General features: G+C 40.5%; 16 protein-coding genes. 7 read left to right on the forward strand and 9 right to left on the reverse strand.

Annotated elements, in window-relative coordinates:
• Window positions 1-33: 33 nt before the first annotated feature.
• The 3 genes from dnaG to rpsU all read right to left on the reverse strand — a co-directional run bounded on the left by dnaG (window position 34) and on the right by rpsU (window position 2,560).
• Window positions 34-1,794, reverse strand: a complete 1,761-nt coding sequence (gene dnaG, locus PVK63_RS12430) for a DNA primase (RefSeq protein ID WP_151655363.1) — start codon at window positions 1,792-1,794, stop codon at window positions 34-36.
• Window positions 1,795-1,869: 75 nt separating this feature from the next.
• Window positions 1,870-2,313, reverse strand: a complete 444-nt coding sequence (locus PVK63_RS12435; protein ID WP_130047158.1) for a GatB/YqeY domain-containing protein — start codon at window positions 2,311-2,313, stop codon at window positions 1,870-1,872.
• Between the two features lie 31 nt (window positions 2,314-2,344).
• Window positions 2,345-2,560 (reverse strand): 30S ribosomal protein S21, encoded by a 216-nt coding sequence (gene rpsU / locus PVK63_RS12440; RefSeq protein WP_274449260.1) that lies wholly within the window; start codon window positions 2,558-2,560, stop codon window positions 2,345-2,347.
• Window positions 2,561-2,787: 227 nt separating this feature from the next.
• On the opposite strand from rpsU, the gene tsaD reads away from it, so the two are divergent.
• Complete coding sequence (tsaD, locus tag PVK63_RS12445; protein ID WP_130047157.1) at window positions 2,788-3,807, forward strand: tRNA (adenosine(37)-N6)-threonylcarbamoyltransferase complex transferase subunit TsaD; 1,020 nt, start codon at window positions 2,788-2,790, stop codon at window positions 3,805-3,807.
• 49 nt (window positions 3,808-3,856) lie between these two features.
• Here tsaD and plsY read toward each other — a convergent pair whose 3' ends face one another.
• On the reverse strand, window positions 3,857-4,453 hold the full coding sequence (plsY, locus tag PVK63_RS12450; protein WP_130043927.1) for a glycerol-3-phosphate 1-O-acyltransferase PlsY: 597 nt from the start codon (window positions 4,451-4,453) through the stop codon (window positions 3,857-3,859).
• Between the two features lie 145 nt (window positions 4,454-4,598).
• On the opposite strand from plsY, the gene folB reads away from it, so the two are divergent.
• From folB to PVK63_RS12465, 3 genes are read left to right on the forward strand one after another with little or no spacing between them, the layout of a single operon-like run.
• Window positions 4,599-4,952, forward strand: coding sequence for a bifunctional dihydroneopterin aldolase/7,8-dihydroneopterin epimerase (gene folB, locus PVK63_RS12455; RefSeq protein ID WP_122033710.1), 354 nt, complete (start codon window positions 4,599-4,601; stop codon window positions 4,950-4,952).
• Window positions 4,949-5,437 (forward strand): 2-amino-4-hydroxy-6-hydroxymethyldihydropteridine diphosphokinase, encoded by a 489-nt coding sequence (folK, locus tag PVK63_RS12460; protein ID WP_274440526.1) that lies wholly within the window; start codon window positions 4,949-4,951, stop codon window positions 5,435-5,437. Before folB ends, folK begins: the two co-directional genes overlap by 4 nt.
• A 9-nt stretch (window positions 5,438-5,446) precedes the next feature.
• Window positions 5,447-6,250, forward strand: a complete 804-nt coding sequence (locus tag PVK63_RS12465) for an undecaprenyl-diphosphate phosphatase (protein ID WP_274440525.1) — start codon at window positions 5,447-5,449, stop codon at window positions 6,248-6,250.
• Window positions 6,251-6,373: 123 nt separating this feature from the next.
• Here PVK63_RS12465 and PVK63_RS12470 read toward each other — a convergent pair whose 3' ends face one another.
• Window positions 6,374-7,597: a multifunctional CCA addition/repair protein gene (locus PVK63_RS12470; RefSeq protein WP_130087785.1), complete on the reverse strand. Its 1,224-nt coding sequence runs from the start codon at window positions 7,595-7,597 to the stop codon at window positions 6,374-6,376.
• Between the two features lie 138 nt (window positions 7,598-7,735).
• Between PVK63_RS12470 and PVK63_RS12475 the strand changes: the two genes are divergently transcribed.
• Window positions 7,736-9,286 carry an ExeA family protein gene (locus PVK63_RS12475; protein ID WP_274440524.1) on the forward strand — a complete coding sequence of 517 codons (1,551 nt, stop codon included), beginning with the start codon at window positions 7,736-7,738 and terminating at the stop codon, window positions 9,284-9,286.
• 1 nt (window position 9,287) lies between these two features.
• Window positions 9,288-9,992, forward strand: a complete 705-nt coding sequence (locus tag PVK63_RS12480) for a general secretion pathway protein GspB (protein ID WP_130047153.1) — start codon at window positions 9,288-9,290, stop codon at window positions 9,990-9,992.
• A 92-nt stretch (window positions 9,993-10,084) separates the two neighbouring features.
• Here PVK63_RS12480 and PVK63_RS12485 read toward each other — a convergent pair whose 3' ends face one another.
• From PVK63_RS12485 to PVK63_RS12495, 3 genes are all read right to left on the reverse strand, one after another.
• Entirely contained in the window at window positions 10,085-10,696 is a 612-nt protein-coding gene (locus PVK63_RS12485; protein ID WP_130047152.1) for a TIGR04211 family SH3 domain-containing protein, read from the reverse strand.
• Window positions 10,697-10,870: 174 nt separating this feature from the next.
• The gene (locus PVK63_RS12490) at window positions 10,871-12,151 is read right to left on the reverse strand and encodes an inorganic phosphate transporter (RefSeq protein WP_130043935.1); all 1,281 of its coding nucleotides are present in this window, start codon (window positions 12,149-12,151) and stop codon (window positions 10,871-10,873) included.
• A gap of 27 nt (window positions 12,152-12,178) precedes the next feature.
• Window positions 12,179-12,859 carry a TIGR00153 family protein gene (locus PVK63_RS12495; RefSeq protein ID WP_130043936.1) on the reverse strand — a complete coding sequence of 227 codons (681 nt, stop codon included), beginning with the start codon at window positions 12,857-12,859 and terminating at the stop codon, window positions 12,179-12,181.
• Window positions 12,860-13,047: 188 nt separating this feature from the next.
• Here PVK63_RS12495 and PVK63_RS12500 point away from each other — a divergent pair, with 188 nt between their 5' ends.
• On the forward strand, window positions 13,048-14,565 hold the full coding sequence (locus PVK63_RS12500; protein WP_130043937.1) for a CYTH and CHAD domain-containing protein: 1,518 nt from the start codon (window positions 13,048-13,050) through the stop codon (window positions 14,563-14,565).
• Between the two features lie 72 nt (window positions 14,566-14,637).
• Here PVK63_RS12500 and PVK63_RS12505 read toward each other — a convergent pair whose 3' ends face one another.
• Window positions 14,638-15,399, reverse strand: a complete 762-nt coding sequence (locus PVK63_RS12505; RefSeq protein ID WP_130087783.1) for an ion transporter — start codon at window positions 15,397-15,399, stop codon at window positions 14,638-14,640.
• Between the last annotated feature and the right edge of the window lie 73 nt (window positions 15,400-15,472).

The raw sequence follows: 15,472 nt of genomic DNA on the forward strand, positions 1-15,472 counted from the left end.
CTTGGTGTATGGCTTAAACAGGACTAGAGGTATTTAGACGAGACGGTTAATAACTAACTCAGCTAACTCTCGTTTTTCTTCGACTGATAAGCCGACGCTTCTTTCTTTAGTCTGTAAAGCTTCCACTTGCTTTTCGATGCACTGGGCCAATACTTTGTCCAATGAATCTATAAATAAATCTTGTATGTTATCTTGGTCTATTGGGAGTTCCCAAGCAGCCAAGCGTGATAATAATTTCTCATTATTATCACCACGCCAATATTCTAATAATTGGCCTGTAGTTATATGGGGATTATGTCGACAGTTTTCAAGTAATTGAAGAAATAAACTTAATCCTGGAAGTGGTATTTCTTTTACACTGTCTAAATCTGGCACCAACTGAGTCAAATTTGGATTTTGTAGCAAGAGAGTTATTACTTCACGCATTGGTGTGCGTTTTATCTCAGGTTGTGCGAGTCGTTTTGTTTCTGGAGCACCTTGTTTAGATATTAGTTGCTGTAATTGACTTTCATCCATAATTCCAAGCGTTTTGCCAAGTTGCTCACGTAAATAGAGGCGTAAGGTGCCGCCTGGTACTTTATCAATAAGAGGAACCGCAAGTGTCGTCAGCTTGGCTTTCCCTTCTCGGCTGCCAGTATCAACTTGGTCGACTAAGGTTCTAAACATGAATTCAATTAAGGATTCAGCGCTGGCTATTTCTTGTTCAAAAGCAGCTTTACCGTGTTGGCGAATATAAGTATCAGGATCTTCACCATCCGGTAGGAACATAAATTTAAGCTGACGACCATCATTTAAGTATGGCAGTGCTTGTTCCATCGCTCGCCATGCTGCTTCTCGGCCCGCTCTATCTCCATCATAACAACAAACAACGGTGCTTGTTTGACGGAAAAGAAGTTGCATGTGATCGCCAGTAGTTGCAGTACCTAGAGAGGCGACCGCATAATCCACCCCAAATTGGGCCAATGCAACCACATCCATATAGCCTTCGACAACAAGGGCTTGTGGTAAATCTTTATAAGCTTGCAGTGCTTCGTATAAACCATAAAGCTCTTTGCCTTTATGGAAAATAGGTGTTTCAGGTGAATTTAAATATTTGGGAGTGCCTTCACCAATTACTCGTCCACCAAAGCCAATTACGCGACCTCGACGATCTCGAATTGGAAACATAACTCGACCACGGAAGCGGTCATAACGGCGGCCATTATCGCTTTCAATTAACATCCCACCACTGACTAAAGCATCTTGTGACGCTTTATCTCGGCCGAAGTTTTTCTTCACTAATTCCCATTCATCAGCAATATAGCCGATACCAAACTTCTGTACTATTTCACCAGAAAGTCCACGATCTTTTAGATAATTAATGGCATGAATATTAGCGGCGGATTTTAATTGGGAGCAATAAAACTGACTGATACCGCCCATTAAATCGTAGAGGCTACGTTTTTGTTCAGTACTGGCTGTTGGGCCTGAAGGGGCATTAAATCCACTGCGTTGTTCGCGAGGAACATCAAGACCCAGCATAGAAGCAAGTTCTTCGATGGCTTCAACAAACTCTAAGCGGTCAAACTCCATAAGGAAGTCAATTGCGTTGCCATGAACACCACAACCGAAGCAGTGATAGAATTGTTTTTCTTGGCTAACAGAGAAAGAAGGGGATTTTTCATTATGGAATGGACAGCATGCACCGTAGTTTTTCCCTTGTTTTTTCAGTTTTACTCTTGCGTCAATAATATCGACAATGTCGTGTCGATTTAAAAGCTCATCAATAAAACTGCGAGGGATATGTCCAGCCATTTTTCTTTTCCTGTAGATACAAACAAGCCGTGCATATCTAAAGATAGCACGGCTTGCTTTATAAATAGAGTATTATTAAGCCAGTTTAGAACGAACTAATTGGCTTACTTTACCCATGTCAGCGCGGCCTTGGATTTGAGGTTTTAACACGCCCATCACCTTGCCCATATCTTGCATTCCTTCAGCACCTGATTCTGCAATTGCTTTGTCTAATAACTCGGCAACTTCTTCATCGGTAAGTGCTTGTGGCATGAAATCTTCAAGCACTGTAATTTCAGCACTTTCTTTTTCAGCAAGATCATCACGACCAGCGGCAGAGAACTGCGATACTGAATCACGACGTTGTTTAACCATCTTAGTTAAAACAGCGATAATATCATCGTCAGACAAAGTTGTATGACCATCGATTTCACGTTGTTTTATTTCAGATAAAGCTAAACGAATAGTGCCAAGGCGTAATTTATCCTTGGCTTTCATCGCTAACTTTTGCTCGTCTTTGAGTTGTTCAATTAGAGCCATAACTTAATCCTAATTAAATTTAGGTAAGTTATTAGTACAGGCGAACGCGACGTGCGTTTTCGCGAGACAGCTTCTTAGCGTGACGCTTTTGAGCTGCTGCTTTAGCGCGTTTACGTACTGTAGTAGGTTTTTCGTAATGCTCACGACGGCGAACTTCAGAAAGAACCCTTGCTTTTTCGCAAGAGCGTTTGAAACGACGTAGTGCAACGTCGAACGGTTCGTTTTCACGTACTTTAACTACTGGCATATGCCTTTCACCTCAGGTGTTAGTCAATTCGCTGGTAGTTATAATTAACCAGCTATTATTCAAATTGGTGCCGAATTTTAATCCGATCAAGACGTTTTGTAAAGTACTCTTGATTAAGAATTGAGTAATTTCTTTGTTTATTTTGTCTTCTCTAGCGATCAGGTCGCTTGAGGTCGTGTAATGATGAAGGTAGTATGGCGATAAATTAACAGGTAACTGAGAAAAATATGCGAATTTTAGGCATTGAAACCTCGTGTGATGAAACGGGTATTGCGATTTATGATGATGAAAAAGGGCTATTAGCTCATCAACTGTATAGCCAAGTAAAACTGCACGCAGATTATGGTGGTGTCGTACCTGAATTGGCCTCTCGTGACCATGTTAAAAAGACGATCCCTTTGATTCAAGCGGCATTAAATGATGCAGGTCTGACTAAAGATGACATCGATGGTATTGCATATACTGCAGGTCCTGGGCTTGTTGGTGCATTATTAGTTGGCTCTACGATTGGTCGAAGCATTGCATATGCGTGGGATGTTCCAGCGATTCCAGTTCACCACATGGAAGGTCATTTACTTGCACCAATGCTTGAAGATGTACCACCGGAATTCCCATTTGTTGCTTTGCTTGTGTCTGGTGGTCACACCATGATGGTTGAAGTAAAGGGCATTGGTGAATATCAAATTTTAGGTGAATCTGTGGATGATGCTGCTGGTGAAGCGTTTGATAAAACAGCTAAATTAATGGGGCTAGATTACCCAGGCGGACCGTTATTATCAAAACTGGCTGAGAGCGGTACAAAAGGACGCTTTAAGTTTCCTCGTCCTATGACAGATCGTCCAGGTTTGGATTTTAGCTTCTCTGGTTTGAAAACATTTGCTGCGAATACGATTCGTGCGAATGATGATGATTTACAAACTCGTGCTGATATTGCGTTTGCTTTCCAAGAAGCGGTTGTTGATACATTAGCAATTAAATGTCGTCGTGCATTAAAACAAACGGGCATGAAACGTTTAGTAATGGCTGGTGGTGTCAGTGCGAATAAATACTTACGTCAAGAGCTTGAAGTGATGATGAAAAAAATTGGTGGAGAGGTGTTCTACCCTAGAACTGAATTTTGTACCGATAATGGTGCGATGATCGCTTATGCGGGTATGCAACGTCTGAAGAATGGTGAAACAACGGATTTGGCGGTTCAAGCTAAACCTCGTTGGCCAATAGATCAGTTAGAGCCAATTAAAAAATAAGATGATCCATTTAGATCATAAAAGATCGTTATCTATATAAAGGGGCTAGTTAGTCCCTTTTTCTTTGCCAAATTTTCTTTTCTTCACCGGCAAAGAAGCGGCGTATATTTTCATGATGCTTGAGAACGATTAAGCAAGAAAGCATAGCAACAGGTAGCGTGTATTGAGGTTTTACAAACCAAGTGAATAAAGGGGCAAGTAACGCGGTAAGCATCGAGGCTAAAGAAGAGTAGCCAGTGACTAATATCGTAATAACCCAACTACCAAATAACATTCCTGTTAAATCCAACCCAATTGGAGCAAGTGCGCCAAGGGCCGTTGCGACTCCCTTTCCCCCTTTAAAATGAAAAAATAACGGATACATGTGACCTAAGCAGGCCGAAATAGCAATGATGCCTAATAGAAGAGGGTTAATCTCAAGAAAGTAGCCTCCCCAAACCGGTAGCATACCTTTTAATATATCACAGAGAAGAACCAAACCAGCGGCACCTTTACCACCGAGACGATAGACATTGGTCGCGCCAGGGTTATGAGAACCGTATTTTCTAGGGTCAGGTAACCCTTTCAATCGACAAATTAAAACCGCACTAGAGATCGATCCTAGCAGATAGGCGATGATGATCATAATTAGTGCAAGAGGGGTCATGAATGAGCCTTTATTTAAGTGATCAGGAGCGAACAAAAATCATTTTTATAGTATATTGCTGAACATATCGAGCAAGGTAATATCAATATTACGTTGTTTTTCTTTTGATGGGTATCCGACCTCTTAATAAAAAGTGTGATCAAAGATGGATTTAGTATTTATAAAACAGCTTGAAGTTATTACAACCATTGGTGTTTATGAATGGGAACAAGGCATTAAACAAAAGCTTGTATTAGATATTGATATGGCTCATGACAATAAACCTGCAGCAGCATCTGATGATGTTCAACATTGTTTAAACTACGCAGAAGTGAGTGAGGCGGTGACGGCTCATATTCAAAACGGTCGCTTCTTATTAGTTGAGCGTGTTGCAGAGGAGATCGCAGATCTTATTATGACGCGTTTTTCAGTGCCTTGGATCCGCATTCATTTATCTAAACCAGGTGCAGTGGTAAATGCACACAGTGTTGGGGTTGTGATTGAGCGAGGAAGCAAATGATCACAACTTATATTGGTATTGGCTCCAATATTTCTCCTGAAAAAAATGTAAAAATAGCCATTGATGAATTACATCAACTTGGTGAAGTAACAAAAGTGTCAACGGTATATGAAGCTGAGCCTGTGGGTTTTTCTGGTCATAATTTTTTCAATTTAGTCGTTGAGCTAAAGGTGAATCACTCACTGGGTGAACTTGGTACTCTATTGCGTGCGATTGAAATTAAATGGGGCAGAGAAGTCAATGCGAAGAAGAACCAAGATCGAACATTAGATCTAGATATTCTTTTGTACGGTGATTTGGTTTCAGAGTCGGATCCCAAATTACCTCGAGAGGATCTGTTTAAGTTTGCCTTTACTATTTTACCAATGGTAGAACTGAATCCAGATCTGATTATCCCAAGTACACAACGTACCATCAGTGAAATTTGGGCTGAATTCCCTTATTCTCAATCACTAAAACCAGCTTTATTAAACTTAACATTCTAATGGACTATCATGACATATCTTGAAGCATTTTTTCTTGCGTTGCTGCAAGGATTTACTGAGTTTTTACCTATCTCGAGCTCCGCTCATCTTATTCTTCCTTCCGCTGTTCTTGGGTGGCCAGATCAAGGGTTAGCCTTTGATGTTGCTGTTCATGTGGGTACTTTAGCGGCGGTGATTATTTATTTTAGAAAAGAGGTAGTGAGCTTATTAAGTGCTTGGGTTGGTTCTATGGTTAAAAAAGAGCACAACAAAGAATCTAAATTAGCTTGGTTAATCATTTTATCGACTATTCCTGCTGCACTTTGTGGCCTGTTGTTCAAAGATTTTATCGAAGTGTATTTACGTAGTGCGTGGGTGATTGCAACTACAACGATTGTATTTGGCCTTTTACTTTGGTGGGTTGATAAAAACTCAGAGTTAGTTAAAGACGAGTATGAAATGACGTGGAAAAAAGCGTTATTTTTAGGTATTGCTCAAGCGATGGCGATGATCCCAGGAACCTCTCGTTCAGGCATTACTATTACTGCTGCTCTTTATTTAGGCTTTACTCGTGAAGCGGCTGCGCGTTTTTCATTCTTAATGTCGATCCCAATCATTACTCTTGCCGGATCTTATCTTGGTCTTAAATTGGCGATGAGTGATATCTCTATTAATTTTGGTCTATTAAGTACCGGTGTGGTGGTTTCTTTTATCAGTGCTTACATTTGTATTCACTTTTTCTTGAAGCTGATTTCAAGCATGGGAATGACGCCGTTTGTTATCTACCGTTTGTTGTTAGGTGTCGGCTTGTTTGCTTGGTTAAGTTTCGCTTAAAAGCAGGATTCAGATCGGTCGCAAGCTCCCTTAAAGGGTTCAGAGGTGATCGCGGTGATAGAATAAATTACCGCGATTGACTCTGAATTCTGCTAGCGAAGCGATCTGAACTCTACTTGGTCTTTAATTAATTCTTAATGCTGACTTCACCGCTTCAATTCGTCTTTTACTCAACTCATCCCTAATCTCTGGTCCTTTAAATCCTGCCGCAACCACTTCTTTTACTTCCACATTTTTTGCTGCTTCAAACGCCATTTCAAAACGCGCTTTTTGTGGGTAAGGTTCTGACTCTAGTCCTAACCGTCCCGCATGATCAGCTTGGCAACAAAGTAAAATAGGTTCTAAGCGCTCAGGCTTACGCCATACATCCATTTTATCGAGTATTTTAATAAAGGTTTGAGCACGAAGCTCAGAAGCTCGATGGATATTGGTGTGATGCTCACAAACCAGTAACGCTAAATCTCGATATTCATTGGGAACCCGAACACGATTGCATAGTTGCTTAATGATTTTAATACCAGTATGGCAATGCATTTTATGGCTTGGCCATTCTGACTCTGGCGTAATGCCTTTACCTAAGTCGTGGACTTGAGCTGCAAAACGAGTCGGTAAGTCTTGGCTTAGTAATGTGGCTTGTTGAGCCACCATTAATGTATGAACACCCGTATCAATTTCTGGATGCCATTTTTCAGGTTGAGGCACACCGAACAATGCATTCAACTCAGGTAATACAACCGCTAGAGCACCACATTCTTTTAGTACGGAAAGAAAGACCTCAGGGTGTTGGCTCGATAGTGACTTCTCCCACTCTTGCCATACACGTTCTGGAGTCAGGTGAGATAACTCTCCACTCTCTACCAAGGTTTTCATTAAGGTCATAGTTTCTGGTGCGACAGTAAAACCGAGAGAATGAAAGCGAGCAGCAAATCGAGCGACACGTAATACCCGCAGTGGGTCTTCGACAAACGCGTCAGATACGTGGCGTAATAAACGATTATTTAAATCATCTTGTCCATTGTAAGGATCGATGAGCTCACCATTATCGGCTTTAGCAATCGCATTAATAGTAAGGTCGCGGCGCAGTAAATCTTCTTCTAACGTAACATCGGGTTCCGCGTAACAAGTAAATCCTTTATACCCTTGACCACTTTTACGTTCTGTTCTTGCTAGGGCATATTCTTCTTTGGTTTTGGGATGAAGAAAGACAGGAAAGTCTTGGCCAACCGCTTGATAGCCAAGTGAACCCATTTCGTTTGGTGTAGAGCCAACAACAACCCAGTCTTTATCTTTTACCTCAATATTGAGAAGTGAATCTCGAACTGCGCCACCAACTAAATAAATTTCCACGTTTTGCCCTACTCGCTACCAAGATAAAGAGAACTTTCTTTACTTTCTTAGTTCCAATGATACCGTGCAATCATAGCTTTTCGACTTTTATTCTCTATTTATTCTTAGAATTATCCTGATAGGACACATTGCATTTTTATGTACCAAGATTTTTTTGGCTTTAATGAGCTTCCATTTTCAATGACGCCTAATGCGCGTTTTCTCTATTTGAGTGAACGCCATAAAGAAGCGCTGAATTATTTATTGTCTGGGTTAGGGCAAGGTGGTGGGTTTGCATTATTAACAGGAGAGGTAGGTACGGGTAAAACAACCGTATCGCGTGCATTATTTTCTCAATTAGATAGCAATGTACATCTTGCCTTAATTTTAAATCCGATGTTCAGTGCCCAAGAGTTATTAGAGGCAATTTGTGATGAATTTAAGATTAGCTATTCTGAAAATGCACCGTTAAAGCAATTAACAGACCGTATTGTTCACTTTCTTAAAACAGAGCGTGAGAATGGTTTTCAAACTATTGTTGCTATTGATGAAGCGCAGCATTTGGGTCCTGATGTTTTAGAACAGCTGCGCTTATTAACCAACTTTGAAACCGACAGTGATAAGTTATTAAAAGTATTATTGATTGGCCAGCCAGAGTTACAACAAAAATTGCAGCAAGCAAACTTACGTCAACTCGCTCAACGTATTACGGCACGATACCATTTATTGCCTTTAACACAGAAAGAGATTGAGTCTTATATAAAGCATCGTCTGAGCATTGCTGAAGGGGAGTTATCCTTATTCTCTGCCTCGGCGATAAAGACGATTGTTCGTCGTTCAAATGGCATACCTCGTATCGTTAACTTATTGTGTGATAAAGCGCTATGGATTAGCTACCAAAAAGGAACACAGAGGGTTGATCATCAAGCCGTTGAGGAAGCGTGTAAACTGGTACTTGATTGGCAAGTAGAGACGCAAAGTGTAGCGCCTACGACACCACAGTTATGGTTCCCTTCGCTCATTGCCATAGGTGTATCTTTATTATTGAGTATTGGCAGCTATCGCTTCCTACCTCAATATTTAGAAGCTAATTATCCAATAGTTAAACCGATTATTGAGAAACCATTAGACGGTTTTTCTTCGCAATCCAGTGCTTTTCAAACCTTACTATCGGTTTGGGGATATTCGGTAACTGAGTTTCAAGCGAATTGCACTAATGCCAAAAGAGCGCAATTATATTGTGTGGAGAGCAATGGTACGTTGACTGATTTATTGGCACTAAATCGCCCTGCACTGGTTTGGTTACAACAAACTTCTGGAGAGGGGTTGTTGGCTATCCTTTACCGCGTAAACTCAAAGGGAGCTGAATTATTATTACCTTCTAAGAGGATAAAAGTATCACATCAATGGTTTGAGCAACATTGGAATGGCGCGTATACACAGCTTTGGAAAAAACCGATTATTACTGAGAGAGCAATGAAACTAGGTGATCAAGGAGACGCTATTTTAGCATTAAATCGCTTACTTTCTTTTGCGCTAGAGCAGCCAATCAATAGCTCTGATTTATTTAGCAAAGAGACTGAACAACAAGTGAAAGAATTCCAAGAAATTTTTGATCTTAAGATGGATGGCATCGTTGGTTCGAGTACACAAATGTGGCTTGATACCATTGTGAATGTTGATGCTCCTTTATTACAAGGAGGTGAATAATATGACACTATCTCGTTTATCATGGAAATCATTGTCGGCGATTGTGGTATTACCTCCATTAGCGGTATCAGCATATATTGCCTTTCCTTATTATCAAGCCAGCCAGCAGGAAACCCCTTTACCTGAGTTGTCATATACGCAATTGGATTTCCCAAGCATTACGACCAATAAGTTACCCATACGTGCTCAAGAGTTAGCGTTACAGCGATCATCACAGAGTGATAAAACTGACGCTGATGCTATCACAGTAATACCAAGCAATACTTCGGTTACTCAACCCCAAAGCAATAGGGCTGAAGTGAAAAAACAAATTGAAGACACTGCTTCATCACTAGATATCAATAAGCTCGATTTATCAGGGTTATCACCAGAGTTGGCTGCACGGTTTGAATCAGTTTTGAATGATCCCTCTGAGTATGACGATCATGAGGCTATTGAGGATGAGCCATTAGAAAGTAACGGTTATCTTGAGTTAGATAAAAATGGTTCACAACTCTCAGGGCGTTTGCCTCCTCTTAATTTCCAAACTCATAATTACACCTCTAAGCCGAGTCGTCGGTGGGTAAAGGTTAATGGTCAAGAGGTTAATATTGGTGGCAGTATTACTCCTTCAATCACGTTACTAGAGATTAACCCGAGGGATGTTGTGATTGAGTTTAAAGGACAGAAAATCGAAGTTCCTGCTCTGTATGAATGGAAAGGGTAATCAAACTCAGTGGTTATTCGAACAGATATAAAAAAGCTCAGGAAATCCTGAGCTTTTTTGAATTGATTATTTCTTAATGGACTTATCGTCGATTAAGCCCAGCCGTTTTGTTTTTTCTTACGGCTTGGGATCATGTGAGGAAGTAGAAGGCCAAATAACAGACCAATACCAGCAACGCCACCGCCATACATGAAGTACTTAAGTAATAAGTCTTCTTTTTGAGTATCTAGCTTAGCGCGTAGTTCACGAACTTCAGTTTGAGAACTCACTAGCTGATTGTTCACATCATTATAGGTTTTTTCTAGATTTTGAATTTGTTGATTACGTTGAGTCAAACTATCAGCAAGTCCTGCTTTTTCATCATTTGCCGCTTTACGAGCGTTAGCTAATTGTGCTTTAACTGAGGCAAGTTCAGCTTCAACTTTTGGTAAGCGTTCGCCTAGACCTGCTTGGCGAGAAACAAATTTAGACTCAATCCAACCCTTACGGCCTTTAGTATCGACAATTTGAGTAAAGCCAGTGTTCTTATTTGCTGCTAGTTGAGTGATACGATCACCTGCATTCACACTACCAATGATTTTAAATTGATTACTTGGACCTGAGTGCATGTAGGTAAACAGGTTATCAGAAATATAACGAGTTTGAGCTTGCGCTGGCGCAGCAATAGCCCAAGCAAGTAGAATCAGGCTAATAAAATGCTTCACAATAATATTCCTTTGAAAAGTGGATCCTGAATCGCTTACGTAAAAAATTTATCTATGTATTAATCGCGATTCAAACGAAGGTATAGATACTAAAAATATTTGGGCCCAGATGCAAGAAAAGAGGAGATTTTACTCTCCTCTTTGTGCATTTGTTTCAAAATTGATTAGGCTTACTTAAGCGCCTATACCAAAGACAGCTTGCATTAGGTAATAGAAAACAACAGCTAATAGAGCACCAGCAGGCAGAGTAACAACCCAAGATGCTACGATGTTACGTACCACACCTAAGTTTAATGCGCCAATACCACGAGCAAAGCCCACACCCAATACCGCACCTACAAGAGTTTGCGTTGTTGAGATAGGAAGACCAGTGCCTGAAGCTAATACTACCGTTGATGCTGTTGCTAGTTGAGCAGCAAAACCACGACTTGGTGTTAGTTCAGTGATACCTGTACCTACGGTTGCCATTACTTTATGGCCTAATGTTGCAAGACCAACAACGATACCAATACCACCTAGAGGAAGGATCCACCAAGCAATTGTACTTTTCGTTGTGATTTCACCCATATGTTCAACGGTTGAAACAACAGCAGACAGTGGACCAATCGCGTTAGCAACATCGTTAGAGCCATGAGCAAATGCCATTGCACACGCAGTGATAACCATTAATGTACTGAAGATGCTTTCAACGCCAGTAAAACCACGGCTGTCTTTTTCATCATTTACTGTGTTTGCAAATTTACGAGAGATATAGATGTAACCACCAACCATAACTAAAGCAGACACACCAGCAGAGGCAACCCATGCTTCACCGTTACTTAAATGAAGACCAACGTGTTTTAGGCCTTTTTTGATAGTAACTAGAGCGATAACCATTGTCGTAATGAACATGTAAACAGGAACAAAACGCTTTGCATTCATGAGTGGTTTGTCAGTATCAAATATCAGTCGTTGAGCACTGATAAAGATCATATAAGCAAAGATACCAGAGATCAGTGGGGTAACTAGCCAGCTACCAACAATACCTTGTACTGAGCTCCAATCAACCGCTTCGGTACCCACAGCAACACACGCAAAACCGATGATTGCACCGATGATAGAGTGAGTTGTTGATACAGGCCACCCCATGTAAGAGGCAAGTAATAGCCAAGTACCAGCAGCAAGAAGGGCTGACATCATGCCGTAAACTAATACTTCAGGCTGATGAGCGAAAAGAGAGGTATCAATTACCCCTTTACGAATTGTATCTGTAACCTCGCCACCTGCAAGGTATGCCCCTGCAAATTCGAAGATCATAGCAATGATGATTGCTTGTTTTACTGTTAGAGCTTTAGACCCTACAGAGGTGCCCATTGCATTGGCAACATCATTTGCACCAATACCAATCGCCATAAGGAAGCCGAAGAAGGCCGCAACTAAAATTAGGGTCGTGCCGTAGTTAGCAAGAATATCCATTGTATTACCTGTTACTGAATCACAAACTTATGAGCGAGATAGCATTAGTTCTAAACGAGAACCAACACGCTGTGCTTGGTCGGCAATGCCGCCAACCCACTCAAGAATTTTATAAAGGAACATAACATCGATCGGATTGTACTTGTGTTCGATGCTCATGAGTTGCTGGCGCAGTTGAATTTGCAATTCATCAGTATCATCTTCAATGATATCTAATTTATTGATCATCTCAGCAACCAAAGTGACTTCACGTCCCTTAAAGCCGGTTTCTAATAGCTCGTCCAATTCGCTGATCACTTCTTGCGCTTGATTAGCCGCATCTAAACAACGTTGAACATAAGCTAAAAATGCATCCTGCATAGAGCTTGGAATTTCAAGTTGGCGACCAACAACGCGACCTGCGATGTCTTTAGCCAGGTTTGCAAGTTTATCTTGCTGAGTTAATAGACCGAGCATATCGGTACGATCAACAGGCATGAATAAACCACGAGGAAGTTTTAAACGAATTTCTCGTTTTAGTACGTCCGCTTCTTTCTCTAAATGAGAAATTTGTGCACGAAGTTCGTTCGCTTTTTCCCAATCACCTTTTGCACACGTTTCGAAAAACGGAACAAGCAGTGAGCAGCATTCATTGACACAAACAACGTGTCGCTGCAAAGGTTTCATTGGGGACTTTGCGAATAACCCCATAATAGTATTTACTGGCATGGTTTCTTAACCTATAAAACAAGTAGCACCTAATGGTGAATTGTTAGACGATGGCCATAAAGGCGCGAATGTTAACCCAATCCCACTATCAATAAAACTACTTTAGATCATGGTTTTGGCATTATTTCTAGCTTGATACCGGACAGTTTAAGCCATATCCTTGGAAAGACAACGGTTATGAGGTCATTATGGAAACTGAAATAGAACTAAAATTTTTTGTTTTTCCTGAGTTTGTAGACACCATTATAGACAAAATTTCAGGTGCAAGAGTCATAGAGCAGAGTTGTCTTCACTTAGGAAACATCTATTTTGATACTCCTGAGCAGCATCTTCGTAAGCATGATACCGGGCTTAGAATCCGACGCTTTAATGATGAGCGAGTGCAAACATTAAAGACAGCAGGGCGTGTTGTAGCAGGATTACATCAGCGACCAGAATACAATGCTGAGCATGATTCAGACACTCCAAATGTGCATTTACACCCTGAAGACGCATGGCCAAATGACATCGCTTTAGATGATCTCCAAGCACAACTGTATCCTTTATTCTCCACCAATTTTGTTCGTCAACAGTGGCTGGTTGCCATGCCTGATGGCAGTGAAATTGAATTGGCTTTTGATCAAGGAGAGGTTATTGCTGGCGATAAAACTACGCCAATTTGTGAAGTGGAGCTTGAACTTAAATCGGGTCAAACCGATGCATTATTTACACTTGCTAGAGATTTATGCAGCTCTGGTGGAATGCGTTTAGGTAACCAAAGTAAAGCGGCAAAAGGCTACCGTTTAGCCATGGATACACCAGCGGATAATGTAAAACCGCTAACATTAGTAAGAACAGAATCAACAGACAGCGTTGAAACGTGTTTTGTTAATTCATTAGAACACGCATTATCGCACTGGCATTATCATGAGCAGATTTATATCGACACTCAAGATAAATTAGCATTACAAGAAATTCGTATTGCGATTGCCTTTTTACGACAAATCTTTTTAGTCTTTGGTGAAATGGTACCAAAACGTGCGAGTGAATTATTACGCCAAGAACTGAAATGGCTAGAAGATGAGTTACATTGGTTAGATGAATCAGAGCACCTTGCTTACTTAATTGAAGAAAAAGGGAATGTGCTGAGAAAACTGGATGCTCGTAAATTTCTTGTTGCAAGTTTAAAAGAGAGTGCAGCGAGTCTACCAAGCCAAGATGAAATGCTTTCTTTATTAATGTCAGCTCGCTACTGTGGTTTGTTGCTTGATTTGAGTCGTTGGATCTTAACGCGAGATTGGCAGCCATTTTTAGATGATAAGAAGCGTCAAATATTACAAGAATCTATTGATGGCCATTCAGGTACGTTATTAGATAGAACATGGGAAGCATTAGATTCAGCGTTTTCAACATCAAATCAGTTATTACCTACTGATTATTTTAAGCAAAAAATGCGTTTACGTCGAAATCTAATGACAGGAACCTGTTTTGCATTAATTTATGATGATGAGCGAAGAAAAGGCTTTCGCTTACCTTGGTTAGATCTATTACAAGGTATTGGTGATCTAATGAGTTTGGAGCCACTTCGTTCACGAGTGCAGTCGCTTGAAGATGAAGAAGAGCGAGAGCAACTACAGCGCTGGTTACTTCGCCAAGAACGATCGATCTTACATGCAATGGAACAAACTCGCAGAGCTGGGCTTGAATACCCTCCATACTGGCAATAGTATTTATATTACTCTTAATTGATTTAGATTAAGCGGTAACAAGAAGAGAAGTTAGCAAACAACCCTGTTTGATTACTTCTCTTTTTTATTTTCTATTTGTTCTAGTTTTTTTAGTATTTCACTTTGTTGTTGTAATAATAAGTGAAGCTTTTCATCTCGATCGTGTTTTTCTTTCTGCTCGTGTCGTCTTTGTTCTACTTTTGCAGGCTCTGTAATAATTGAGGTTATCAACCCCGAGATCATACCGAAGATGCCAACCCCAGATAAAATAATCAACACCGCTAGCACTTTTCCTGCAACAGTCACTGGATAATGGTCACCATAACCGACGGTTGATATTGTAACAAAGGCCCACCATATCGCATCTCCTGCAGTATGTATGTTTGCGTCAGGGTTTGATCCTTCAAACATCAACATAAAGACAGAACCCAAAGAAATAAGTGTCACCATTAATACTAAAATTGAAGCAATAGTGGCTTCTTTTCGATTTGACTGAATTTGTTTTAACAAAGATTGGCTAGAGCGAAGTAAACGGCATATACGTAAAATATGGAAAATCCTAGCGTAACGAATAGGTTCGATAATGGGGATGCTCGCAATAAAATCTATCCAGTGATCTTTTAAATACTGGCGACGGTGCTTACTGCGAAATAAATCAAGACTAAGCTGAAAGAGAAAGAGACCACATATAATAGTGTCGAGTGCGATTAGCATGGTGCGGCTCGCGTGATCTAGTGGTACGAACAGCAGGCTTGAGATCACAATTAGTGATAAAAAGGAAAGTATCAGTGACATTAAGCTCAAGGGTCTTAGGTCAATTTTGTTATGATTCATGTTAATTATTTATACCTATCCGTCGATACAATATTGATACGCGTAGTTTTTGTGCAGATATCTATTTATCATG

This window comes from Aliivibrio sp. S2TY2 (assembly GCF_028765525.1).
GTDB classification, from domain to species: Bacteria; Pseudomonadota; Gammaproteobacteria; order Enterobacterales; family Vibrionaceae; genus Aliivibrio; species Aliivibrio finisterrensis_A.

What these genes read in the sequence shown, in the direction of transcription:
- dnaG (WP_151655363.1), bottom strand. Translation starts at nt 1,794, where the DNA reads ATGGCTGGACATATCCCTCGCAGTTTTATTGATGAGCTTTTAAATCGA.
- PVK63_RS12435 (WP_130047158.1), bottom strand. Translation starts at nt 2,313, where the DNA reads ATGGCTCTAATTGAACAACTCAAAGACGAGCAAAAGTTAGCGATGAAA.
- rpsU (WP_274449260.1), bottom strand. Translation starts at nt 2,560, where the DNA reads ATGCCAGTAGTTAAAGTACGTGAAAACGAACCGTTCGACGTTGCACTA.
- tsaD (WP_130047157.1), top strand. Translation starts at nt 2,788, where the DNA reads ATGCGAATTTTAGGCATTGAAACCTCGTGTGATGAAACGGGTATTGCG.
- plsY (WP_130043927.1), bottom strand. Translation starts at nt 4,453, where the DNA reads ATGACCCCTCTTGCACTAATTATGATCATCATCGCCTATCTGCTAGGA.
- folB (WP_122033710.1), top strand. Translation starts at nt 4,599, where the DNA reads ATGGATTTAGTATTTATAAAACAGCTTGAAGTTATTACAACCATTGGT.
- folK (WP_274440526.1), top strand. Translation starts at nt 4,949, where the DNA reads ATGATCACAACTTATATTGGTATTGGCTCCAATATTTCTCCTGAAAAA.
- PVK63_RS12465 (WP_274440525.1), top strand. Translation starts at nt 5,447, where the DNA reads ATGACATATCTTGAAGCATTTTTTCTTGCGTTGCTGCAAGGATTTACT.
- PVK63_RS12475 (WP_274440524.1), top strand. Translation starts at nt 7,736, where the DNA reads ATGTACCAAGATTTTTTTGGCTTTAATGAGCTTCCATTTTCAATGACG.
- PVK63_RS12480 (WP_130047153.1), top strand. Translation starts at nt 9,288, where the DNA reads ATGACACTATCTCGTTTATCATGGAAATCATTGTCGGCGATTGTGGTA.
- PVK63_RS12490 (WP_130043935.1), bottom strand. Translation starts at nt 12,151, where the DNA reads ATGGATATTCTTGCTAACTACGGCACGACCCTAATTTTAGTTGCGGCC.
- PVK63_RS12495 (WP_130043936.1), bottom strand. Translation starts at nt 12,859, where the DNA reads ATGCCAGTAAATACTATTATGGGGTTATTCGCAAAGTCCCCAATGAAA.
- PVK63_RS12500 (WP_130043937.1), top strand. Translation starts at nt 13,048, where the DNA reads ATGGAAACTGAAATAGAACTAAAATTTTTTGTTTTTCCTGAGTTTGTA.
- PVK63_RS12505 (WP_130087783.1), bottom strand. Translation starts at nt 15,399, where the DNA reads ATGAATCATAACAAAATTGACCTAAGACCCTTGAGCTTAATGTCACTG.